General features: G+C 70.9%; 19 protein-coding genes and 1 pseudogene. 10 read left to right on the top strand and 10 right to left on the bottom strand.

All coding sequences use genetic code 11. From position 1 onward, the window contains the following. Window positions 1–128 precede the first annotated feature (128 nt). Entirely contained in the window at window positions 129–1,511 is a 1,383-nt protein-coding gene (locus IEZ17_RS11410; RefSeq protein ID WP_268249816.1) for an MFS transporter, read from the top strand. Window positions 1,512–2,230: 719 nt separating this feature from the next. Next, window positions 2,231–4,924, top strand: coding sequence for a pyruvate, phosphate dikinase (gene ppdK, locus IEZ17_RS11405; protein ID WP_189299112.1), 2,694 nt, complete (start codon window positions 2,231–2,233; stop codon window positions 4,922–4,924). Between the two features lie 337 nt (window positions 4,925–5,261). Here the strand turns inward: ppdK and IEZ17_RS11400 are convergent, their stop codons facing one another. Both IEZ17_RS11400 and IEZ17_RS11395 read right to left on the bottom strand, forming a co-directional pair. Beyond that, window positions 5,262–5,828, bottom strand: a complete 567-nt coding sequence (locus IEZ17_RS11400; protein ID WP_189299110.1) for a GNAT family N-acetyltransferase — start codon at window positions 5,826–5,828, stop codon at window positions 5,262–5,264. 10 nt (window positions 5,829–5,838) lie between these two features. Continuing rightward, window positions 5,839–7,005 carry an NsdA family TPR-like regulatory protein gene (locus IEZ17_RS11395; RefSeq protein ID WP_229852159.1) on the bottom strand — a complete coding sequence of 389 codons (1,167 nt, stop codon included), beginning with the start codon at window positions 7,003–7,005 and terminating at the stop codon, window positions 5,839–5,841. Here IEZ17_RS11395 and IEZ17_RS42250 point away from each other — a divergent pair. From IEZ17_RS42250 to IEZ17_RS11365, 6 genes are all read left to right on the top strand, one after another. Further along, window positions 7,004–7,327, top strand: coding sequence for a hypothetical protein (locus IEZ17_RS42250; RefSeq protein WP_229852157.1), 324 nt, complete (start codon window positions 7,004–7,006; stop codon window positions 7,325–7,327). The genes IEZ17_RS11395 and IEZ17_RS42250 overlap by 2 nt on opposite strands. Then, window positions 7,300–7,536, top strand: a complete 237-nt coding sequence (locus IEZ17_RS11385) for a hypothetical protein (protein ID WP_189299108.1) — start codon at window positions 7,300–7,302, stop codon at window positions 7,534–7,536. The genes IEZ17_RS42250 and IEZ17_RS11385 overlap by 28 nt, the downstream gene beginning before the upstream one ends. A gap of 251 nt (window positions 7,537–7,787) precedes the next feature. Beyond that, entirely contained in the window at window positions 7,788–8,324 is a 537-nt protein-coding gene (locus tag IEZ17_RS11380; RefSeq protein ID WP_189299106.1) for a class IV adenylate cyclase, read from the top strand. A 55-nt stretch (window positions 8,325–8,379) separates the two neighbouring features. After that, window positions 8,380–9,144 (top strand): radical SAM protein, encoded by a 765-nt coding sequence (locus IEZ17_RS11375; protein ID WP_189299104.1) that lies wholly within the window; start codon window positions 8,380–8,382, stop codon window positions 9,142–9,144. A gap of 224 nt (window positions 9,145–9,368) precedes the next feature. Next, entirely contained in the window at window positions 9,369–9,491 is a 123-nt protein-coding gene (locus IEZ17_RS11370) for an integrase (RefSeq protein WP_229852155.1), read from the top strand. A 528-nt stretch (window positions 9,492–10,019) separates the two neighbouring features. After that, on the top strand, window positions 10,020–10,892 hold the full coding sequence (locus IEZ17_RS11365; RefSeq protein WP_189299100.1) for an ArsR/SmtB family transcription factor: 873 nt from the start codon (window positions 10,020–10,022) through the stop codon (window positions 10,890–10,892). Window positions 10,893–11,122: 230 nt separating this feature from the next. On the opposite strand, the pseudogene IEZ17_RS11360 reads toward IEZ17_RS11365, so the two are convergent. The 4 genes and pseudogenes from IEZ17_RS11360 to IEZ17_RS11345 form a co-directional block, all read right to left on the bottom strand. After that, window positions 11,123–12,066 (bottom strand): annotated as a pseudogene (locus tag IEZ17_RS11360) (TauD/TfdA dioxygenase family protein); the annotation flags it as partial. Window positions 12,067–12,434: 368 nt separating this feature from the next. After that, window positions 12,435–13,271, bottom strand: coding sequence for a carbohydrate ABC transporter permease (locus IEZ17_RS11355; protein ID WP_189299098.1), 837 nt, complete (start codon window positions 13,269–13,271; stop codon window positions 12,435–12,437). Between the two features lie 5 nt (window positions 13,272–13,276). Next, window positions 13,277–14,215: a carbohydrate ABC transporter permease gene (locus IEZ17_RS11350; protein ID WP_189299096.1), complete on the bottom strand. Its 939-nt coding sequence runs from the start codon at window positions 14,213–14,215 to the stop codon at window positions 13,277–13,279. A gap of 17 nt (window positions 14,216–14,232) precedes the next feature. After that, window positions 14,233–15,492, bottom strand: coding sequence for an ABC transporter substrate-binding protein (locus tag IEZ17_RS11345; protein ID WP_189299094.1), 1,260 nt, complete (start codon window positions 15,490–15,492; stop codon window positions 14,233–14,235). A 180-nt stretch (window positions 15,493–15,672) separates the two neighbouring features. Between IEZ17_RS11345 and IEZ17_RS11340 the strand changes: the two genes are divergently transcribed. Beyond that, window positions 15,673–16,095 (top strand): ATP-binding protein, encoded by a 423-nt coding sequence (locus IEZ17_RS11340; RefSeq protein ID WP_229852154.1) that lies wholly within the window; start codon window positions 15,673–15,675, stop codon window positions 16,093–16,095. A 53-nt stretch (window positions 16,096–16,148) separates the two neighbouring features. On the opposite strand, the gene IEZ17_RS11335 is transcribed toward IEZ17_RS11340, so the two are convergent. Further along, window positions 16,149–18,041, bottom strand: a complete 1,893-nt coding sequence (locus tag IEZ17_RS11335; RefSeq protein WP_189299090.1) for an APC family permease — start codon at window positions 18,039–18,041, stop codon at window positions 16,149–16,151. 294 nt (window positions 18,042–18,335) lie between these two features. Here IEZ17_RS11335 and IEZ17_RS11330 point away from each other — a divergent pair, with 294 nt between their 5' ends. After that, a complete protein-coding gene (locus tag IEZ17_RS11330) occupies window positions 18,336–18,968 on the top strand; it encodes a hypothetical protein (RefSeq protein ID WP_308427629.1) in 633 nt (210 codons plus the stop codon). A gap of 53 nt (window positions 18,969–19,021) precedes the next feature. Here the strand turns inward: IEZ17_RS11330 and IEZ17_RS11325 are convergent, their stop codons facing one another. Genes IEZ17_RS11325 through IEZ17_RS11315 form a run of 3 tightly spaced genes read right to left on the bottom strand, consistent with a single transcriptional unit; the run spans window position 19,022 to window position 20,906 of the window. Continuing rightward, window positions 19,022–19,966 carry an oxidoreductase gene (locus tag IEZ17_RS11325; RefSeq protein WP_189299088.1) on the bottom strand — a complete coding sequence of 315 codons (945 nt, stop codon included), beginning with the start codon at window positions 19,964–19,966 and terminating at the stop codon, window positions 19,022–19,024. Window positions 19,967–20,016: 50 nt separating this feature from the next. Beyond that, window positions 20,017–20,415: an ArsR/SmtB family transcription factor gene (locus IEZ17_RS11320; protein ID WP_189299086.1), complete on the bottom strand. Its 399-nt coding sequence runs from the start codon at window positions 20,413–20,415 to the stop codon at window positions 20,017–20,019. Continuing rightward, on the bottom strand, window positions 20,412–20,906 hold the full coding sequence (locus IEZ17_RS11315) for an SRPBCC family protein (protein ID WP_189299085.1): 495 nt from the start codon (window positions 20,904–20,906) through the stop codon (window positions 20,412–20,414). The genes IEZ17_RS11320 and IEZ17_RS11315 overlap by 4 nt, the downstream gene beginning before the upstream one ends. Window positions 20,907–20,921 lie beyond the last annotated feature (15 nt).

Below are 20,921 nucleotides of genomic sequence, written 5' to 3'. Positions count from 1 at the left end.
CGCCCGGGAAGCGCCGGCACCACCGCACCGCCGGAAAAGCGAGAACAAAGGCGAGTGGAAGGGCGAGTGGAAGGGCGAGTGGAAGGGCAGGCGGCGGAACAGCCGGCAATACGGGACTCCTTGTCGTCATCCTCGGCGCGGTATTCATGGCGCTGCTGGACGCGACCGTCGTCAATGTCGCCACCCCGACGATGCGGACCGGCCTCCACGCCTCCGGCTCCGCACTCCAGTTGATCGTCTCCGGCTACACGATCTCCTATGCGGCGCTGCTGATCACCGGCGCCCGGCTCGGTGCCCGGCACGGTTTCCGCAGCGTGTTCCTGACCGGGCTGGCCCTGTTCACGCTGGCGTCGGCCGGCTGCGGACTGGCGCCGGACGCCGGGGCACTGATCGGCGCCCGCGTGGTGCAGGGCCTCGGGGCCGGGCTGATGGTGCCGCAGATCTACAGCCTCATCCAGCTGGCCTTCGAAGGGCGGGCCAGGGCACGGGCGTTGAGCCTGTACGCGGCGGTGATCGCGGTGGCCGTCGTGGTCGGCCAGGTCGCCGGCGGGCTGCTGGTCAGCGCCGATCTGTGCGGCACCGGCTGGCGCCCGGTCTTCCTGCTGAACGTGCCCGTCGGGCTGGCGCTGCTGGCCGCCGCGGTGCGGCTGCTGCCGCCCGCCCTGCCGCGCCCGTCCGGGGGCCCGGACCTGCCCGGACTGGTCACGCTGACCGCCGCGCTCCTGCTGCTGGTCGTACCGCTGGTGCTGGGTCACGAGCAGCACTGGCCGCGGTGGACCGCGGTCTGCCTGATCGCCGCGGCCCCGGTCCTCGGGGTGTTCGTCCTCGTCGAGCGGGCGGTGGCCCGGCGCGGCGGCGCACCGCTGGTGCCCGGCCGGGTGCTGCGCTCCCCGCACCTGGTGTACGGCGCGGCGGCGCTGTTCTTCTGCACGGCGGGCTACGCGGGGTTCCTCTTCTCCCTCTCCCAGCACCTCCAGTCGGGCCTCGGCGAGTCCCCGATCCGCGCCGGGCTGGCCTTCGTGCCGCTGGCCCTCGGCGTCGCCACCGGCAGCCTCACCTGGCAGAAGCTGCCCGCCCGTTGGCAGCTGCCGCTGATCGCCGCCGCCTGCACCCTCGCCGCGGCCGGCTACCTCGGCATCGGGCTGGCCCTGCGGACGGGCGGCGCGGGCGGTTGCGCACTGCCGCTGCTCCAACTCGTCTGGGGGCTCGGCCTCGGCTACACCACCAGCCCGCTGCTGACCCTCGCGCTGTCCCGGATCGTCCCGGCGGACGCCGCGGACGCCAGCGGGGTGCTGACCACCGTCCCGCAGATCGCCCAGGTGGTGGGGGTGGCGGCGTACGGCAGCGTCTTCCTGGCCCGCGCCGACCACCCCGGCCGGCCGGCCGCCGCCGCCTCGGCGCAGGCCCTCTACGCGACCGCCCTCCCGGTGACGGCCGGCGCCCTGCTCGGCGCCCTGGCACTGCTCCCGCTGCTGTGCCGGCGAGGTGCCGCCGCCGAGGGAGGGGAGTGAGGCCCGGTATACGACACGGGGTGCCGAGGTGGCGTTCCCGCAGCCGGGGAACTATGGCCTGATACCGGCGTCCGGCGCTCCCCGGCCGGTGGCGCGCCGGAACGCCGGGATCGGGGCGGAACCGGCGCCGGCCGCCGTGGCGCGCGTGCGTCGCGGCGGCGCCGTGCTGCGCGCCGGGTCGGCTGCGGGGTCGCGACCGGCGCCGGGGCCGAACGGGAGCGGTGGGTGGCCGAATTGCGTGCGGATCGTCCGGCCGTACGGGAACGGGCGCGCACACCGGCCGACGCATCCCTTGATCAACTAGCCGAAGCGGGTCCAAATGATGGGACCCGGTCACACATGAGCGCGTGATTCTCGCCACCCCTGATAAGGGTCCCGCTCAGATGAGCGCTAGGAGTCGGACTCCACCTCTCGCAATGGTGGCACCGGGTGCCATCCGCCATCTGTTCAACTCCTCAATCCATTCGTTGCACTGCGTAGAACTTCATCGCCCTGTCGACTGCACACCGCAACCATCCATTCAGGAAGTAAACAACGGCAAACCCCCATGATCACTTTCGATCTACTGGCGGACGTCGGGTTACGCACGTATGTCGACCAAGTGGACGTACCCATACGCCTTCGATCTGGGTATGTTCCTCGCCGTCAGGGCAGCCCGTCGGCGAGGAGTCAGACCCGTGCCGGAAACACAAGATCCCCACGTAAGCCAGTCTTCTTCCGTGAAGTTCGTCTACGACTTCACCGAGGGCAACAAGGACCTCAAGGACCTCCTCGGTGGCAAGGGCGCCAACCTCGCGGAGATGACCAACCTGGGACTTCCCGTCCCTCCGGGCTTCACGATCACCACCGAAGCCTGCAAGGTCTACCTGGAGAGCGGCACCGAACCGGCGGCACTCCGTGCCGAGGTCTCCGAGCACCTCAATGCGCTTGAGCAGCAGATGGGCAAGAAGCTCGGCCAGGCCGACGACCCGCTGCTCGTATCCGTGCGTTCCGGGGCGAAGTTCTCGATGCCCGGCATGATGGACACCGTCCTCAACATCGGCCTCTCGGATGCGTCGGTTTCCGGCCTCGCCGCTCAGGCCGGCGACGAGCGGTTCGCGTGGGACTCGTACCGCCGCCTCATCCAGATGTTCGGCAAGACCGTGCTGGGCGTCGACGGCGAGCTCTTCGAGGAGGCGCTGGAGGAGGCCAAGCGGGACAAGGGCGTCACCGTCGACGTCGACCTGGACGCCGCCGATCTCCGCGCGCTGGTCGAGCAGTTCAAGCAGATCGTCGCCAAGGAGACCGGGCGGGACTTCCCGCAGGACGCCCGCGAGCAGATGGACCTGGCCATAAGGGCCGTCTTCGACTCGTGGAACACCGACCGCGCCAAGCTCTACCGCCGCCAGGAGCGCATCCCCGGCGACCTCGGCACGGCCGTCAACGTCTGCTCCATGGTCTTCGGCAACCTCGGCCCCGACTCCGGCACCGGCGTCGCCTTCACCCGCGACCCGGCCAGCGGCCAGCAGGGCGTCTACGGCGACTACCTCCAGAACGCGCAGGGCGAGGACGTCGTCGCCGGCATCCGCAACACCGTCCCGCTCGCCGACCTCGAGAACATCGACAAGGCGTCGTACGACGAGCTGATGCAGATCATGGAGACGCTCGAAACGCACTACAAGGACCTGTGCGACATCGAGTTCACCATCGAGCGCGGCAAGCTGTGGATGCTCCAGACCCGGGTCGGCAAGCGCACCGCCGGCGCCGCGTTCCGGATCGCCACCCAGCTCGTCGACCAGGGCCTGATCGACGAGGCCGAGGCGCTCCAGCGGGTCACCGGCGCGCAGCTGGCCCAGCTGATGTTCCCCCGCTTCGACCTGAGCGCGAAGTCCGACCTGCTCGGCCGCGGCATCGCCGCCTCCCCGGGCGCCGCCGTCGGCAAGGCCGTCTTCGACTCGTACACCGCCGTCAAGTGGTCCCGGTCCGGCGAGAAGGTCATCCTGATCCGCCGCGAGACCAACCCCGACGACCTCAACGGCATGATCGCCGCCGAGGGCATCCTCACCTCCCGCGGCGGCAAGACCTCGCACGCCGCCGTCGTCGCCCGCGGCATGGGCAAGACCTGTGTCTGCGGCGCCGAGGAGCTGGAGGTCGACACCAAGTCCCGCCGGATGACGACCCAGGACGGGACCGTCGTCGAAGAGGGCGACGTGGTCTCCATCGACGGCTCCACCGGCAAGGTCTACGCGGGTGAGGTGCCGGTCGTGCCGTCCCCGGTCGTGGAGTACTTCGAGGGCCGCATGCACGCCGGCGCCGAGGACGCCGACGAGCTGGTCAAGGCCGTCCACCGGATCATGGCGTACGCGGACCGGGTGCGCCGGCTGCGCGTACGGGCCAACGCCGACAACGCCGAGGACGCCGCCCGCGCCCGCCGGTTCGGTGCCCAGGGCATCGGCCTGTGCCGCACCGAGCACATGTTCCTCGGCGAGCGCCGGGAGATGGTCGAGCGCCTGATCCTCGCCGACACCGACGCCGACCGGGAGGCCGCGCTCACCGAGCTGCTGCCGCTCCAGAAGACCGACTTCATCGAGCTGTTCGAGGCGATGGACGGGCTGCCGGTGACCGTCCGGCTGCTGGACCCGCCGCTGCACGAGTTCCTGCCCGACATCACCGAGCTGTCGGTCCGGGTCGCGCTCGCCGAGGCCCGCAAGGACGCCAACGAGAACGACCTCCGGCTCCTCCAGGCCGTGCACAAGCTGCACGAGCAGAACCCGATGCTGGGTCTGCGCGGCGTCCGCCTCGGCCTGGTCATCCCCGGCCTGTTCGCCATGCAGGTACGGGCCATCGCCGAGGCCGCCGCCGAGCGCAAGAACGCCAAGGGCGACCCGCGCGCGGAGATCATGATCCCGCTGGTGGGCACCGTCCAGGAGCTGGAGATCGTCCGCGAGGAGGCCGAACAGGTCATCGCCGAGGTCGAGAAGCGCTACGGCGTCAGCCTCAAGCTCACCCTCGGCACGATGATCGAGCTGCCCCGCGCCGCGCTGACGGCCGGCCAGATCGCCGAGTCCGCCGACTTCTTCTCCTTCGGCACCAACGACCTCACGCAGACCGTCTGGGGCTTCTCCCGCGACGACGTGGAGGCCAGCTTCTTCACCGCGTACCTGGAGAAGGGCATCTTCGGCGTCAGCCCGTTCGAGACCATCGACAAGGACGGCGTGGGCTCGCTGGTCCGCAACGCCGCGGCGGCCGGCCGCGCCACCCGCCCCGACCTCAAACTCGGGGTCTGCGGTGAGCACGGCGGCGACCCGGAGTCGGTCCACTTCTTCCACGAGGTCGGACTCGACTACGTCTCCTGCTCGCCGTTCCGCATCCCGGTCGCACGACTGGAGGCGGGCCGCGCGGCGGCGGAGGCCAAGGGCAGCGACAGCCGCTGACCCGACGGGGCATCCGCCCCACGAACCACCGGAGACGGCGGCCGGGCACCTTGACCCTCATGCCCGCCCGTCGGCTCCGGCACCGCAACGAGGGCGGCACCTGTGCGGAGGTGCCGCCCTCGGTCTTGCGGCCTGCGGGAACTCTTGGATCACGGCTTTGACCTGCGAAAACCACGCGCAGTGCTGGTCGGTGTTCTCCGGGGGTTTCCTGGTCCTTGTGCCCTGGTCGTGCCCCGGGGGTGCGGAGACAGGGCACACGACACCCCGGCCCGCCGCGATGAGCGGCGAGCCGGGGCCTATCTGTTGCGGGTGCGGTGAGGTGAGGTGAGGTGCCGGCCTACGCCGGCGGCTGGGGCAAGTCGAGAACCATGACGTCGTGGAGATCGGCACCGGTCCACGGGCGGGCATCACCGACCTTGCGGTAGCCCCACGCTCGGTAGGCCGCCCGCGCTGCCTCACTCGCCGGATGGACGTTGAGCACCACGCGCTCGGTATCGATGCCGTCGAGGAGCGTTTCGTGCAGGTGGTGCGCGATGCCGTGCCTGCGCCATGGCAGGCGTACGGCCAGCTCCATCAGGCCGAAGGTGCGGTGGCCGTCCTCGCGGCGCATCTCTTCGGACACGGGCTGGGTGAGCGTGTCCCACCAGCCGGTCTTCGGTCCCAGGGGACAGCCGTACGCCATGCCGACCGGAGTGCCGTCCGCCGTGCGGGCCAGGGCAGCACGGAAGGTGCGTTTCCGTGTCTGGGAGCGGAAGCGCCGAAAGGTGGCCACGACGTCGTCCCCGGTCTCGCAGTAGGGCGGCTCGGCGAATACCTCGGCGTAGACGAGCGTGAAGTCACCCTCGGCCTCCTCTGCGGCTGGGCCGTCCAGGCGTACGACGGTGAGGGGGTCGGGGTGGGACACGTGGTGCTCCTCAGACGGTCTCGCGGATGCGGGCGCCACACTCGCGGGCGACGGCCGTGTCGATTCTGGCGACGGCGTGCTGGAACTTCCGAATCTTGTCCAGCAGACGCGGTGACGAGATCCCTCCGCACGCCTGAAGTGCGGTGGCCATCTCGGCGCATGCCTCCTCGGCTTCCCCCGCTTCAAGCAGTACACCCGCGAGTTTTACGCGGTACGAGGCGCTGTTGCGGAGCAGCTCACCACCGATACCGGTCACCGCAGCACGCAGAGAGGGAACGGCGCGCTTGGGTTGCTCCGCCCGGACATACATGTCTGCCGTGGCGTAGTCCACCTCGAACGGTCCGACGAACTGGGCCCAGTTGGGTACCTCAGTGTCCGCATCGACTCGGCCTTGGTGGCTGACGGCACGGCTCAAGGCACGGCGCGCTCCGGACAGGTCTCCCACATGGGTAGCCACGTTGGCGGCACGCAGCGCGATCACGAGGTGCACGGTGTGCCCGGCGCCGGCGCGTTGCGCGAGGCGGTAGGCGTTCTCGACCGCGCTCGCGGCCTCCCATGCCCGTTCGGCCCTGATGGCGAGCAGCACGAGCGTTTCCAGGACGGAGACGTGAAGGAGAGGGCTGTCGACGAGCTGGGCCGCGGCCAGCGCTTCCATGCATGCCGCTCGCCCCTCGGCGATCCGCCCGCCGTCGTAGCCGTACCAAGCTCGGTGCCCGTGCAGCTCGGCCAGCATCGTCTGAAGCTCGCGACCGACGCGGCCGGTGTACGAAGCTGCGCTGAGCGCTCCGGTGATCTCGTTCTCGATCCGGCGCGCTGTGGTCATGGCCGGCACGCTGCCCTCGCTGTGGTCCGTCTGGTACAGACCGTCGAGTCGCTCGCGCAGCCGGCCGAGGTCACCGACGCCGATCCGAGGTCCTGACCGAGCGGACACCAGAGCCGTTGCGGCAAGAACACCGGCGTCGGCGACGAACGTCCTCCGATTCACCCCTCCAGGATCGCCGATCGGCGCGGACACCCACACGCGATGGTCTGGAACATCGAACCCCATCTCGTAGAGGGGGACCTCGAACATTGCTTCCAGGACGGTCTGTTGACTCGGATGGGGCAGCGGGGGAGGGGTCTCGCATTCCCAGCGGCGCAGCTGCCGAACGCGGCAGGAATCGAGGAGGTCAGGCATGAGCAGATGCACCCCCACGTACGTCGAGCAGAAGAACCTGCAACGGGATGACGGCGACGAAGGAACCGCCGGTCGTGAAGCATCCGGTGAGCGCCCCGCGGGCATGCCGAAGTGGATCTCCATCGGGGCTCGCGTGCTTGACACCGTCCAGGCGTGCGAGGCCGTCGTCCACGGGATCGGACAGCCCTACGTGCTCCACCACGAGCAGCCGTCCTGCGTGTGGCTGCGCCCGCCGGGCGGCGGGTTGGAGTGGTGCGTCGAGGTGAGCGCCATGGGACCGCTTGAGGAGGAGCCGTGCCCCGTCGTTCCCGAGAAGAGCTGACCGAAGCGCGCAACAAGTTCATTGCCAATCGAGAAAACGTGATCGCCCGGTACAACGAGGGCGAGTCCGCCGCCTCGCTGGCCCGCTCGTACGCCTCCATAAGGGACGGTTGGGTGGCCAAGCAGGTGGATGCTTGGGATGTGCCCCGCCGGGACCGGTCCGCAGCCGCGGTCGCCCGCGGGCCCGGCGTCCCGCCGATGCTGCGCTGACGCCGCATCACACCACACCGGAAAGCCCTCGTCCGTCCCACCGTCAAGGCTGTCACAGCTGCCGCTCGCCGGATCGGGTTCAGTGGCCAGGAAGCCCCCTGTGCTAGGCCCTCATGCATGAGGTTGGACGTGACGAGCGCAGACAGAGCCGCCGCGACGCAACTCAGCGAGACGGACGCGACCGCAACACGTAACGCCCCTGGCGGGCTCACGCTCTCACGTACAGCACGCGGCACACCAAAGGGAGATATATGCACACCATCGAGTACGAAGTGAAAGCGCTGGGCATCGATCCGGATGCCATGGCCGAGCGCATCAAGGTGGCCGGGGGCAGTTTCCAAGGCGAGCGTCTTATGCGCCGGTACGTCTACGACACCGTCCCCCCGGTGGAGGGCCGTTGGGTGCGGCTGCGGGACTCCGGCGGCGCGGTGACCCTGTGTGTGAAGACGATCAGCTCGGACGAGATCGACGGCACGCGGGAGACCGAAACGACGGTCGGCTCGTTCGAGGACACGCACGTGTTGCTCGGGCTCATGGGGCTTACGCACCGCGGCTATCAGGAGAACCGGCGGTCGTCCTGGCTGCTGGACGGTGTGCGGTTGGAGATCGACGAGTGGCCGCGCATCCCGCCCTATCTGGAGATCGAGGGCGACACCGAAGAACAGGTGTGGGCCGCCGCCGAGCGCCTTTCCATTCCGAGAACCGGCCTGACCAGCCAGAACACGACGAAGGTGTTCGCTCGGTACGGGATGGACCTCGACTCGATCAGCGAACTCCGGTTCACGTAGACCTCTCCACTGCGCGCCGGCGGGGTCACCAGGCCCCGCCGGCTAGGAGGCAACTATGACCGACAGCGACGCGAACCACTTACCGGTCACGGTAGTGCCGGACCGGACCTTGCGCGTCAAGATCATTGACGCGTGTGGACTCGCCTGCACCTTCTGCCACAACGAAGGCACCCCCGTCACGACGGACAACCTAGGCCGCGAAGCCGGGCAGTTCACGGGAACGCCCGGTCGCTCCGGTCGGGTCTCGATCTACCTCTCAACGAACAGTGCAAGCTTCCTTCCGGAGCGGATCAAGGCCGATTCGGACTTCGCCTCGGCCCTGGCGGCAGTGCGCGGCAGCCTCCCGACGACCGAGGTTCACTTCACGGGCGGGGAGCCCACTCTGCACCCGGAGTTGCCGGCGCTCGTCCGCATCGCGCGCCGCCTCGGCCTGACGGTGGGACTCACCAGCAACGGCGAGAATGGAGCGGCCGTTCTGCCCGAGTGTGCGGCGGCCGGGCTCGACCGGATCAACCTGTCTGTTTTCGGAACGACGCCCGAGGAACTCGCCGCCGTCCAGGCGCCGCGCCTCGCTTCACCGAAGCTGGCGGCGCGGAAGCCGGACGCTCTCGCCGCCACGACGGAGGGGTACTACGGCGTGCGCATGTACCGGGCGCAGAACGGCCCCTTCATGGTCGGCGTCTGCATTCAGCGCATGGACCTGTGCCTGACGCTGGGCGAGTTCGTGATGAGCCAGCGGTGCGCCGAAGTCCGTGACTTCCGCGAGGAGGAAGCGGCCCGGCTCACCGCTCTCCACAGGTCGGCCGCAGTGCCCCACTGACAGAGACGTACGTGGACCGGAGCCCGGAACGGCCTTGGTTGGTCGGGCTCCCTCCCGGCGTCCTTCGGCCTGCGGTGCGAGCAATGGGAGGTGGTCTCGTCCCGGTGTCGGCGGCGGCCACGCGCTCGGTGGCCCGGGCGGTGGGTGCCGGGCGGTGCGTGGAAGCAGCCCCGGTGGGGTCGGCAATGGTGGGCCCGTCCGTGTGGATCACACACGGCGCTACGATGAAGAAGGTTCAGCGGCTCCTCGGCCACGCGAAGCCCTCGATCACGTGGGATCTCTGTGCGCATCTGTGGAAGGACGACGAGGACGACACCGCGGACATCATCGACGCGGTTCTGGCCTGATGTGCCCCAGGGTGCCTTACTCGCCCATGAGTTCGACATCTGCGCAGGTCAACCCTACGAGGGCGGCACCTGTGCGGAGGTGCCGCCCTCGCTTTCTCCGGACTCCCCCCTCGGGAGCTGCCGCCCTCCCAGTCGGCGTGGGAGGCGGCCTTCAACGGTCCGCGGCCGGCCGGTTGTTTGCCCATCACCCCCCACGGGATCGAGCAATCCGTGCCGTTCGCACCGCCGTTGAATTGAGTACAGCATTCCCGTCGGGCCCCCGCCGGCGCGACCCTTTTCAACTCTGGCCAAAAGGGCATGGTGACCGCACGTGTTTGCGTGCATACTCAGGCGTGCCGGGGGCCGACTTCGGAAACCAAGGGTGGGGGTTCGGTGTTACGCGTCCATTTCAGTGGACTCGATCTGGCCCGCGTGCGGATAGCCGCACGCCCCGACGCACTGTGGGAGACAGTCCTCAGCTTTCATCGACTACGTGACAGGCGCGACGATTCGGCGTTCGGGAAATGGCGATCGGAAACGCGCGGAAAGTTGAATGGCGAAACGCGTCTGCTGGCACCGCTGGTGCCCACCCGCGGCTATTTCCCTGATTTCCTGACGCCCGCCGAGGGCCTGCTCGGCATGGACGAGGCGCTTGCCGCGCTGCGGGAGACGCCCGCCGCCCGCCTGCACGACGAGCTCTCCCGGCTGGCGCCCGCCGCCGGCCGCCCGCTCCCCGCGTGGATACGGGACATGGCGGACGGCGAGACCCGCGCGCTGAGCCGGCTTGCCGGGATACTCAGGCGCTACTACGAGGCGGCGGTGGCTCCGTACTGGCCGCGCGTCCAGGGCCGTATAGAGGCCGACCGCGCCGCCCGCGGCCGGGCGCTCCTGGACGGCGGCGCCGACCGCCTGCTGGCGTCCCTCCCGCCGATGATGCGCTGGCGCCCGCCCGTCCTGGAGGCCGACTATCCCGTCGAACGCGACCTCCACCTGGCGGGCCGCGGCCTGCTTCTGCTCCCCTCGTACTTCTGCCGCCGCACCCCGGTCACCTTCTACAACCCGGACCTGACGCCCGTCCTCGTCTACCCGGTCGAGCACCAGGCTCCGCGGTTGACCCCGCCGGTGCCGCCCGACCGCTCCCTGGGCCGCCTCGTGGGCCAGACCCGCTCGGCGATCCTGCACGGTATAGGCGTCGGCTGCACCACCAGCGAACTGGCCCGCCGCGTCGACGTCTCCCTGGCCTCTGCCAGCCAGCACGCCACCGTCCTCCGTGACGCCGGCCTCCTCGTCACCCTGCGCCAGGGCAACGCGGTGCTGCACACCCTGACGCCGCTCGGCGCAGCCCTCCTCCGCGGCGCCCGACCGGCCGAGCAGACGGCCGGCGGACCGACGCCCGAGGGGACGACGGCGGTGGAGGCGTAGGGGAGGGGTGGGAGCGGGGGTGGGGGGAGAGCGGGAGTGGGTCGGGGGTGGGGGCAGTTCGGGCTGGTGCTGGGTCCTGGCCGGGCTCGGGTCGCTCCGGTGTCGGATGCCGTCCGGGCCCAGCTCCGGGTCCGGTCCGGGTTCTCTCAGGGGTTTCCCGAGTCTCGTCGGGCCGCCCGCCGGGTAGAGGGCCCGCAAGGGGCGTGCCCGTCCCCTAGGGGAACCCCCTCATACGGACGATCCCCCGCGATGGCCACCCGTTCGGCCACCCGCCGCTGCGTGCCGTAGTCGAACACCGCGTGGTGCTGGGTGGCACGGTTGTCCCAGAACGCGAGGTCACCGGCCTGCCAGCGGAACCGCACCGGGAACTCCGGTACCTGCGCCTGCTGGAACAGCACCCGCAGCAGCAGGTCGCTCCCCTCCTCCGCCAGTCCCACGATCCTGGTCGTGAACGACGCGTCGACGACCAGCATGCGCCGCCCGGTCTCCGGTGCCGGCGCACCACCGGATGCTCCACTGGACGGAACGCAGCCTGGAACGGGGCGAGTTGAGCGGGGGAGCGGAAACGGGAGAAGCCCGGGAGATAGTCGTGCACCGCCCGTGCGCCATCGATCCGCTCCCGGATTTCCACCGGCAAATTGTCGTACGCGGCAGCCATATCGGCCCACATGGCGTCCCCGCCCCGCGCCGGGACCTCGCGCAGCTGCAACACCGCCGCCATTGCGGGGCGTTCGCGGAAGGTTACGTCCGTGTGCCATACGCTCTCGAACGTATGCACGCCGCCGGCCGTCTTGTCAAACCGCGCCACCTCCTTCGAGTCGCCGCGCGCCAGTAGCGGGCTGGTCTCCAACTCCCCCCAATTGGCGGCGAATTGGCCTTGCGCGGTGGAGGGCAGGTGCTGTCTGCGGAAGAACAGCACCTTCCACTCCAGCAGTGCCCGGTTCAGCTCCGCCCGCAGCGCGCCGGACAGCGGGCGCGACGGATCGAGCCCGCGGATCTCGGCCCCGATGGCGGCGGCCTGCGGGACGGCCTCGAAGGGCTCGTGCGGCCGGTCGTCCCAGCCGTCCGGCGTCCGGCGCAGGATCCGGTGGCCCTCGTGGATCCCGTCGGCGGGGACGCGGTGCGGACGCAGGGCGGGGGAGTCGGCGAGGGGGTGTGCGGGGTGGGTCGTCAACTGGTCCTCCTGGGGCGTGAGGTGGGGGGAGGTGGGGCAGTTGGGCGGTGGGGGGCCGTGGGGGCGGGGGCGTCGTCCATGAAGGGAGGGAGGGGTGGGGGACGGCGGGCGTCGGGTGCGGGTGCCGGTCGTCGTTGCCCGTGGTCGGGGGCCTCAGGACGTACGGGGACAGCGGGCCGGGGGGAGAGCCCACCCGGCCGCGGCGGCGCAGAAAGCTCAGGCCGCGGGGCGCGCACTCGCCGTGGGGGCCGCGGTCGCGCGGCTCCGCCTCACGGGAGACCGAGTACGTGCTCGTGCCACACGCCGTACCGCATACGGTGTCGGGCGCCGGTCCCCGCGGCGTACCGGCCGGATGCCCGGATCCGCGGTCAGTCGTCGATCCCGCTGCGCTCGACGCCCGCGACGATGTACCGCTGGAGCAGCAGGAACACGACGACCAGTGGGACGATGGAGACGCCGGCCGCCACGAACAGCTCGTGCAGGTTGAGGTTCTGCGCGGTGGTGAAGGTGGAGAGCGCGACCTGCACCGTCCACGCCGACCGGTCCTGGCCGATCACCAGCGGCCACAGGAACGCGTTCCAGGCCCCGATGAAGACGATCGTGCCGACCGCCGCGAAGACCGGCCGGGCGTTGGGCACCACGATGCGCCAGTACGTCCGCCAGTATCCGAGCCCGTCCACCCGTGCGGCATCCTCCAACTCCTGTGGGAAGCCCAGGAAGTACTGCCGGAAGACGAAGCACGCGAAGGCGCTGAAGAGCGTCGGGATCACCAGGCCCCGGAGCGTCGAGATCCAGCCGAGGGTCGACACCAGGACGAAGCTGGGGACGAAGGTCACCGCCGCCGGGACCATCAGCGTGCCCAGAATCGCGTAGAAGACCACGGAGGAATGGCGGTACGGGATACGGGCCAGGCCGTAGCCGGCGAGGGAGGCCAGGACGACCGTGCCGATCGTCGTCGACACCGCGATCAGCGACGAGTTGAGCAGCGCCCGTGCCATGGGCAGATTCGGGTCGGTGAAGACCTCGGTCAGATTCGACCAGTGGAACCGGTCCGGGAAGAAGGTCCAGTTGGGCGCGGTGATATCCGATTCGCCGGCCAGTCCGTTGCGTACCAGCAAGTAGAACGGAATGAGGAAGAGGAGGGCCAAGGCCACCAGAAGTACCGCTCGCAGTGCCCGTCCGGCTCGGGTCAGCGCATCCTGCATTTCGCTCAGTCCTCCTTGCGGCCGAGGCCGAACCAGCGCGCCTGGACGACGGTCGCCATCGCGATGATCAGCGCCAGAATCACCGCGCCCGCACTGCCCAGCCCCAGATTCTGATCCCGGCCGAGTGCGGTGTAGTAGAGGTAGACCAGCGGCGGACGGGCGTATGGCGGATAACCCCGGGCATCGCTCAGCAGGTTGTAGAACTCGTCGAACGCCTGGAATGCGTTGATGACCAGGAGCAGCACGACGGCGACCGAGGTGGCGCGCAGCTGGGGAAAGGTGATGTGCCGGAATACCTGCCAGCCGGGCCGGGCGCCGTCCATCGCTGCCGCCTCGTACAACTGCGGGGAAATGCGCTGGAGTCCGGCTAGGAACAGAATCATGTAGAAGCCGGCTTGCAGCCACAGCCGTACCGTCACGATGACCAGCCAGTACCACGGCGGGCTGGTGGTGGAGAGCCAGGCCGTCTGGTCCACCCCGAACCAGCCGAGCACGGTGTTCGCCAGCCCGAACCGCACCCCGTTGAAGATCGACAGCTTCCAGATCAGCGACGCCACGACGTACGAGCAGGCGGTGGGGAGAAAGAACACGGAGCGGAAGAAAGCCTGGGCGAAACGCAGCCGGTTGACCATCAGGGCGAGGGAGAGGGAGAGTGCGTAGGTGGCCGGCACGATGAATGCGGTGAAGAGCAGGAAGGTGCCCAGGCTGCTGAGGAAGGCGTCGTCGCTCAGCATCGCGGTGTAATTTCCCAGGCCGACGAAGTCCGTCGGATTCACGGTGTTGTGCGCGTTGAAGAAGCTGAGGTAGACGCTCCAGAGGAGCGGTACGTAGGTGAAGAGTGCCAGGCCGATGGCGAACGGCCCGACGAATACCCAGAACCACAGATTCCGCCGCTGCGGACCGAGCAGCCGGGCCGGCAGGGTCGCCGCGGTGTCATCACGCATCTGGTGGTCGCTTTTCGTCACTTTTTCTTGACCCGCTGGAGTTCGGCGTCGACCTTCCGCACCACGGCCTTCAGCTCGCTCTCCGGATTCGCCCCGTCCTTGATGATCCTGCTCAGCGCATCCTGATACGCATTGCGGTCCGCGGTGGTCCACAGCAGCGGCTCGGCATAACCGTGCTCCGTCGCGAACCGCACCGCATCCGCCGCCGCACCGTCCTGCAACTGCCCGGCCTGCTTCGCGAGCGACAACCGGGCCGGGATATGGAATCCGTACGACAGCGCGAAATCCTGCTGGAAGTCCGTGCGGTCCACCCACAGCCACTTCGCGAACGCCGTGGCCGCCGCCTTGTGCCGGCTGCGCGCGCTCACCGCCGACGCATACGCCCCCACCGGCACCGACGGCCTGCCGCCCGTCCCGTCCTTCGGGAACGGCAGCACCCCGAAGTCGTCCCCCAGCGCCTTCTTGATCTGCGGCAGTGCCCACAGTCCCGACCACTGCATCGCGGTCAGCCCCTGCACGAACGCCGCCGGATCGGACCAGTCGGTGGGCGCGCCCAGCAGCAAGGACTTGTCGGCGTACAGCTGCCGGATCTTCGCCAGCACCCGGGCGGCGGCCGGGTCGTCGAACCCGACCTTGCCGTCCTCGCCGATCAGGCTGAGTCCGGCGGCGAACAAGGGCGTTCCGCCGAGCACCCCCACGCCGCCGTCATTGCCGAGGAAGAGCCCCTTGACCTTGCTCGTGGTGAGCTTCTTCGCCGCGTCCACCAACGCGTCAACCGTCTGCGGCGGTTGCACCCCGGCGTCCTTCAGCAGGCTCTTGCGGTAGTACAGGAGCTGTGTGTCGACGGTCTGCGGGATGCCCCAGATCTTGTCCTGCCAGATCTTCGGCGCCAGCACGGCCTGGTTGAAGTCGCTTCTGACCGGTGCGACGACATCGGTCAGATCGGCCACCTGACCGCCCTGGATCTGGTCCAGCAGCGGCCCGTTGACCTCGAACACATCGGGCCCGGAGTCGGTCAGCAGCGCCGCCGCGGTCTGCCGGTCGTAGTCCCCGGGCCGCCACTGCACGGTGACGTCCGCCTTCTTGTACGCCGCGGCGTACCGCTTCACCGCCTGCTGCGTGCCCGGCTCCCCGTACTGGTGGTACCACTGGCTCAGTGCCGGACCCGAACCGCCGCCGCCGCGGCCGGTGTTGGACCCGCACGCCGCTGCCAGCGCCCCGGCGAGCGCCACGCCACCTCCGGCGGCGAGCAGCCGCCGTCTGCCGATCTCCGTCATGGCATGTACTTTGCCGCACCGGCGTGACGCGCGCATTGCATCCGTACGAACCGGTTCGTCCGGCGTGGCTGACGCAGCCTCACTTCGCGTGCCCCCACGGTCCGTAACGCGCCGGTGGCGCAGCGGCGCGAAAGTGCTTGAATGGCCTGTGCGTGCTGTCCTGACCGGAGGTGGTCGACCGTGCTCGCTCCGCACAACCCGGCAGAAGCGGTCCTCCACGAGGACGTCCGCACCTATCCGGCGCATCCCGAGAGCATCGCCCTGGCACGGAATCGCGCGGCCCGGCTGGCGGGCGAGTGGAGGCAGGACGAACTGGCCGAGGACGTACGGCTGTTGGTGTCCGAGCTGGTGACCAATGCGCTGGTGCACGGCAGGGTGCGCGGCCGGCACGTCCGCGTGCGGCTGACGCTGACCGCGGCCGTGCTCCGGATCGCGGTGACGGACGCGCGGGGCGAGCGGCTGCCGTGCGTGGGGGATCCCGGGCCCCGGGTCCTGCACGGGCGCGGACTGCGGCTGGTCGGGGCGTTCTCGGACCGCTGGGGCGTGCGCGTGCTGGGAGTCGGCAAGACGGTCTGGTGCGAGCTGGCGGCGCGGAGAGTCTGATCGCGCCGGGCGGCGGCTCCGGCCGGTCCGGCCGCCGCCCGCGCGCTCTCCCGCTACGCCGTCGCCAGGCGGAACCGCAGTCGGCAGATGACCGCGTCGGTGTCGCGCCGGACCGCGTGGGCGACGACGGCGCCGCGCTGGTTCTGGAGGAGGCGCTGCCACAGGTGGGCGGGTTCGGCCTCGGGGATGAGGACGGTGACCCGGGTCCCTGGGTGATGCTCCGTCAGGTGCCGTACGTAGTCGGCGATCGGGCGGCCGATGGAGCGGGTCGTGGAGGGGAGTTCGAGGAGGTCCACGCCGGGGTTCCAGAGTTCCCAGTCGCGGCGCAGGGCCTCGGCGGCGGGGCGGTCGTCGGGGTTGGCGTAGGTGACGGTGACGGCCACCACCTCGTCGCCCAGGGAGACCGCCGCGTTGAGGGCCTCGCTGGTGAGGCGGGAGAGGTGGGAGACCGGGACGACTACCAGGGAGTGGGCGCGGCGCGGGGGTTCGGGGACGCGGCCCAGGCCGAGGCGGGCGCCGATCCGGTCGTAGGCGCGGTGGACGGCTTCGAAGGCGACGACGAGCAGCGGCAGCGCGATGACGATCAGCCAGGCGCCCTCGGTGAACTTGGTGGCGGTGACGACGATCGCCGCAGCGGTGGTGAGCACCGCGCCGAAGCCGTTGAGGAGGGCCTTGCCGCGCCAGCCGGCGGAACGTTCCAGCCACCAGTGGCGGACCATGCCGACCTGGCAGATGCTGAAGCCGACGAACACGCCGATGGAGAAGAGCGGGACGAGGGTGTTGACGTCGCCGCCGGAGAAGACCAGCAGCGCCGCGGAGACCGCCGCCAGGGCCAGGACGCCGTGGCGGTGGACCTGGCGGTCGGCCTTGAGGCCGAAGACGTGCGGCAGGTAGTTGTCGCGGGCGAGCAGGCCCATCAGGACCGGCAGGCCGCCGAAGGAGGTGTTCGCGGCGAGGGCGAGCAGCACCATGGTGGCGAACTGGACCACGTAGAAGGCCCAGTTGTGGCCGAGCGAGGCGTCCGCGAGCTGGGCGAGGACGGTGACGCCGTCGACGGGCTGGAGGTGGAAGCGGCCGATGAGCACGGAGAGGCCGATCAGCATCACGCCGAGGAGGGCGCCGAGGGCGACCTCGGTGCGCTGGGCGCGCTTGGCGCGCGGGGCACGGAAGGACGGCACGGCGTTGGCGACCGCCTCGACTCCGGTCAGCGCCGAGCAGCCGGATGCGAACGCCTTCAGGAGCAGCAGCGCGCCGACGGCGGTGGCGTTGTGGGCGAGGACGGAGGCGTGGCCCTGGGCGGTGAGGGCGGAGGCCGGGGCGTCCCGGAACAGGCCGACGACCACCATGGCCAGGATGGCGGCGATGAAGACGGCGGTGGGGAGCAGGAACGCCTTCGCCGAGTCGACGATGCCGCGCAGGTTGATGCCGGTGACCAGGACCAGCACGGCGAGGCAGATCCACATGCGGTCGGCGTAGAGGGCGGGGAAGGCGGAGGTGAGCGCCGCGACGCCCGCGGTCACCGAGACGGCGACGTTGAGGACGTAGTCGAGGATGAGGGAGGCGGCGGCCACCAGGGCGGTGCGCCGGCCCAGGTGGGTGCGGGCGACCGCGTAGGAGCCGCCGCCGTTGGGGAAGGCGGCGATGACCTGGCGGTAGGAGGCCACCAGGACGGCGAGCAGGGCGGCGATGGCGAGGGTGACCGGGAGGGTGAAGCCCAGTCCGTGGGCGCCCGCGGCGGCCAGCACCAGCACGATCGACTCGGGCCCGTACGCGACGGAGGCCATCGCGTCGAGGGAGAGGGCGGCCACGCCCTGGAGGGCGGTGAGGCGGTGGCGGTCGGCGGCCGGGTCGGGGCCGTCGGCGGTTCGCGGGGCGGTGCCGGCGGTGTGGCCCGCCGGATCCGGCGGTTGGTCGGGCCGGTTTGCGGGCTGGGACACCGTCGACATCGTTCGTCGTACCTCCGTGCGGCATGTCGGGACCAGCCCAGCGTGCGGGGCACGTCGACGGGCGGCGAGCGGCCTTGGCGGGGCCTTGGCGTGCGGTGCCGGGATCTTCACGGGTTTTTGACGTGGGCGGGGGTGAAATGTGACCGGCGTCATGGCAATCTGCGGTCCGCGTATGACGTCCGAATGACCTCCGCGTCAATGGTGCGTCAGGGCGGCGTCAAGGTTCGCGGATCCGGTGTCAGTGCTGTGTCAACCCCGGTACCGCGCCGGGGCCGTCGCTCTAGCTTCTGGCCCATGGGACGGCGACGGGGCCCGGGGCCCGACTCCGCGAAGGACAGGGACGGTGGCGACGATGCGGGAGGAGCGGCCGGTGGGCCACGGAGCGCACGATCGGCGATTCCGCCACCCGCGCTGCGCCCTGGGGCGGCGGTCGCCGGCGACCGCGCCTGGCGTCCGGAGCTGCGGGCGGCACTCGGCTGGGCGGCCGGACTCCTTGCCGTCATGCAGCTGGTCGACCTCGCCAACGGCACGCTCACTCCCGGTCGGGGAGTGTGCTGGACGTCCGTCGCGCTGGTGCTGTTCGCGGTCCTCTACCCGGCACGGGTGACGGCCGGCCCGCACTGGCTGGCCTCCCGGGGGCTGCTGCGCACCCAGCGGGTGCACACCGATCTGCTGGTGCTCGTCCGCCGCAGCGACGGAGTGGCCCCGCGGCTGGTGCTGCGGGACGCACTGGGCGGCCGGGTCGAGATCGACACCCGGACGCTGACCGCGAACCCGCTGCTGTGGCACCTGCTCGACCAGGGCGTCCGCCTCTCCCGCGAGCGCGGGCTGCTGCGGTGCGGTGCCGGCCCGCTCCAGGAGCTGGCGGACCGGATCGACGGCGCGGGCGCGCGGGCGGTGTTCGAGGCGTCGGGCCTGCTGCCGTAGCGCCCCGCCTGCTGCCATGGCGCGAGCCCCCGTCGGGCGGTGCGCCGCCCCGGTCAGCGCGTCGCGGCCGGTACCGCGAAGTCGTAGCGCACGCCGGTGAGTTGCTCCGACGCCGCCCACAGCGCCGCGGCGGTGCCGCCGTTCGCCGTCCACGGGGCGCGGAAGCAGCGGGCCGGGGCGCCGCGGAGGCCGCTGCGCGGGCCGATGAAGGAGTCCGGCCGCATGTGCGGGGCGGTGGCCGCGCAGAGGGTGCCCAGCGCCCCGCCGTCCGCGGGCTGGCCGATGAGGCGGGTGCCCAGGTCGATGGCGCGCTCGGCTGCCCTGCGGCCCTCCATCTTGACGCCCGCCGTCTGGAGGTTGGTGGCCGCGTAGCCGGGGTGCGCGGTGGCGGCGACGACCGCCGAACCGGCCGCGGCCAGCCGCGTGGACAGCTCGCGGGTGAAGAGGAGGTTGGCGCTCTTGGAGCGCGCGTAGGCCGTCCAGCGGCCGTAGGAGCGCTCGCTGTTGAGGTCGCCGAGGTCCACGTTCGCCAGGGCGTGCAGCATGCTGGAGACGGTGACGACCCGGGCCCCGGGCGTGGCCAGCAGCTTGGGCAGCAGCAGCCCGGTCAGCGCGAAGTGGCCGAGGTGGTTGGTGCCGAACTGCATCTCGAAGCCGTCGGCGGTGGTGCGGTGCGGCAGCGCCATCACGCCGGCGTTGTTGATGAGCAGCCCGAGCCGGTCGCCGTCGAAGTCGTCCAGCCCGGCGGCGAAGTCCCGTACGGAGGACAGGTCGGCCAGGTCGAGCCGCCGGAACTCCGCCTCGGCGGCGGGGACTTCGGAGCGCAGCCGGTCCAGGGCGGCGGCGCCGCGCTCGGTGCTGCGGCAGGCCAGGACGACCCGGGCGCCGCGCCGGGCCAGTTCGCGGGCGGTGACGTAGCCGATACCGCTGTTGGCGCCCGTGACGACCGCCGAGCGGCCGGTCTGGTCGGGGATGTGGCTGGTGTTCCACCGGGTCACGCCGTACTCCTCGGTAGGGGGACACCAGCGTACGCCCCGGGGTGCACGCGTCAGGGGGCGCTCCCGGGGTCGCCGCCGCCCGCCTCGGCCAGTCGCTTGATCGCCGCGAGGCGGCTGTCCCAGTCGGCGGCGATCCGGTCCATCCACCGGGCGGTGATCCCCAGCCGCTCGGGAACGACGTGGTAGCGCGCCTCCCGGCCCGCCCGGCGGCCGGCGACCAGCCCGGCCCGGTCCAGGACGCCGAGGTGTTTGACGACGGCCTGCCGGCTGACCGGGAGTTCCGCCGCCAGGACCGTGGCGGTCGCCTCGCCGTGGGCGGCGAGGGCGTCGAGTATCCGGCGCCGGGTGGGATCCGCGAGCGCGGCGAACACCTCCGTCGCGGCGTCCGCGCCGGCGTCCGGCCCGCCCGCGGATCCCGTCTCCCGGTCCCGCCCCCTGTCGTCCGTCATGCCGCGAGCCGCTCCGCGTACTGCTTGATGTTCTTCGCCTGCCCGGTCCAGCCCTCGCTGTGGCTCTCGTACGAGGCGAAGGGCTCGCGCTCCTCGGGGATGACGAGGGAGGCGAAGCCGGTCTCGGTCACCCGCAGCCGGGTGCCGCCGCCCTCCGGGGTGAGGGTGAACTCGACGAGGGTGGAGTTGTCCTCGGTCGCCACCTGGCCGGGGTAGCCGCTGGCCCAGCGGTACGAGAAGTGGTGCGGCGGGTCGACCGTCACGATCGTGGTGTCGAACTGCCCGTACTGGCCGTGGTCGAGGTGCATGATCCCGCCGGGCCGCAGATCGACCGGGGTCGGCTTGCCCTGGCCGAACCACGAGCCGACGTGCTCGGGCTCGGTGAGCACCGCCCAGACGCGCTCCACGGGGGCGTCGATGGTGATCTCCCGCTCGATGCGGTTCCGCTCGGGGTCGCCGGGGTGTCCGGTGGGTTCGCTGTGCGTGGTCATGGGAAGGGCCTCCCG

It is taken from the genome of Streptomyces albospinus, assembly GCF_014648695.1.
GTDB lineage: Bacteria > Actinomycetota > Actinomycetes > Streptomycetales > Streptomycetaceae > Streptomyces > Streptomyces albospinus.
This window is presented reverse-complemented; position numbering and strand designations above follow the sequence as displayed.

Excerpts from the sequence above, each read along its gene's own strand:
- IEZ17_RS11355 (WP_189299098.1), bottom strand. The coding sequence starts at position 13,271 with ATGCAGGATGCGCTGACCCGAGCCGGACGGGCACTGCGAGCGGTACTT.
- IEZ17_RS11380 (WP_189299106.1), top strand. The coding sequence starts at position 7,788 with ATGCACACCATCGAGTACGAAGTGAAAGCGCTGGGCATCGATCCGGAT.
- IEZ17_RS11395 (WP_229852159.1), bottom strand. The coding sequence starts at position 7,005 with ATGCCTGACCTCCTCGATTCCTGCCGCGTTCGGCAGCTGCGCCGCTGG.
- IEZ17_RS11315 (WP_189299085.1), bottom strand. The coding sequence starts at position 20,906 with ATGACCACGCACAGCGAACCCACCGGACACCCCGGCGACCCCGAGCGG.
- IEZ17_RS11345 (WP_189299094.1), bottom strand. The coding sequence starts at position 15,492 with ATGACGGAGATCGGCAGACGGCGGCTGCTCGCCGCCGGAGGTGGCGTG.
- IEZ17_RS11350 (WP_189299096.1), bottom strand. The coding sequence starts at position 14,215 with ATGCGTGATGACACCGCGGCGACCCTGCCGGCCCGGCTGCTCGGTCCG.
- IEZ17_RS11320 (WP_189299086.1), bottom strand. The coding sequence starts at position 20,415 with ATGACGGACGACAGGGGGCGGGACCGGGAGACGGGATCCGCGGGCGGG.
- IEZ17_RS11370 (WP_229852155.1), top strand. The coding sequence starts at position 9,369 with ATGAAGAAGGTTCAGCGGCTCCTCGGCCACGCGAAGCCCTCGATCACG.
- IEZ17_RS42250 (WP_229852157.1), top strand. The coding sequence starts at position 7,004 with ATGAGCAGATGCACCCCCACGTACGTCGAGCAGAAGAACCTGCAACGG.
- IEZ17_RS11335 (WP_189299090.1), bottom strand. The coding sequence starts at position 18,041 with ATGTCGACGGTGTCCCAGCCCGCAAACCGGCCCGACCAACCGCCGGAT.
- IEZ17_RS11330 (WP_308427629.1), top strand. The coding sequence starts at position 18,336 with ATGGGACGGCGACGGGGCCCGGGGCCCGACTCCGCGAAGGACAGGGAC.
- IEZ17_RS11375 (WP_189299104.1), top strand. The coding sequence starts at position 8,380 with ATGACCGACAGCGACGCGAACCACTTACCGGTCACGGTAGTGCCGGAC.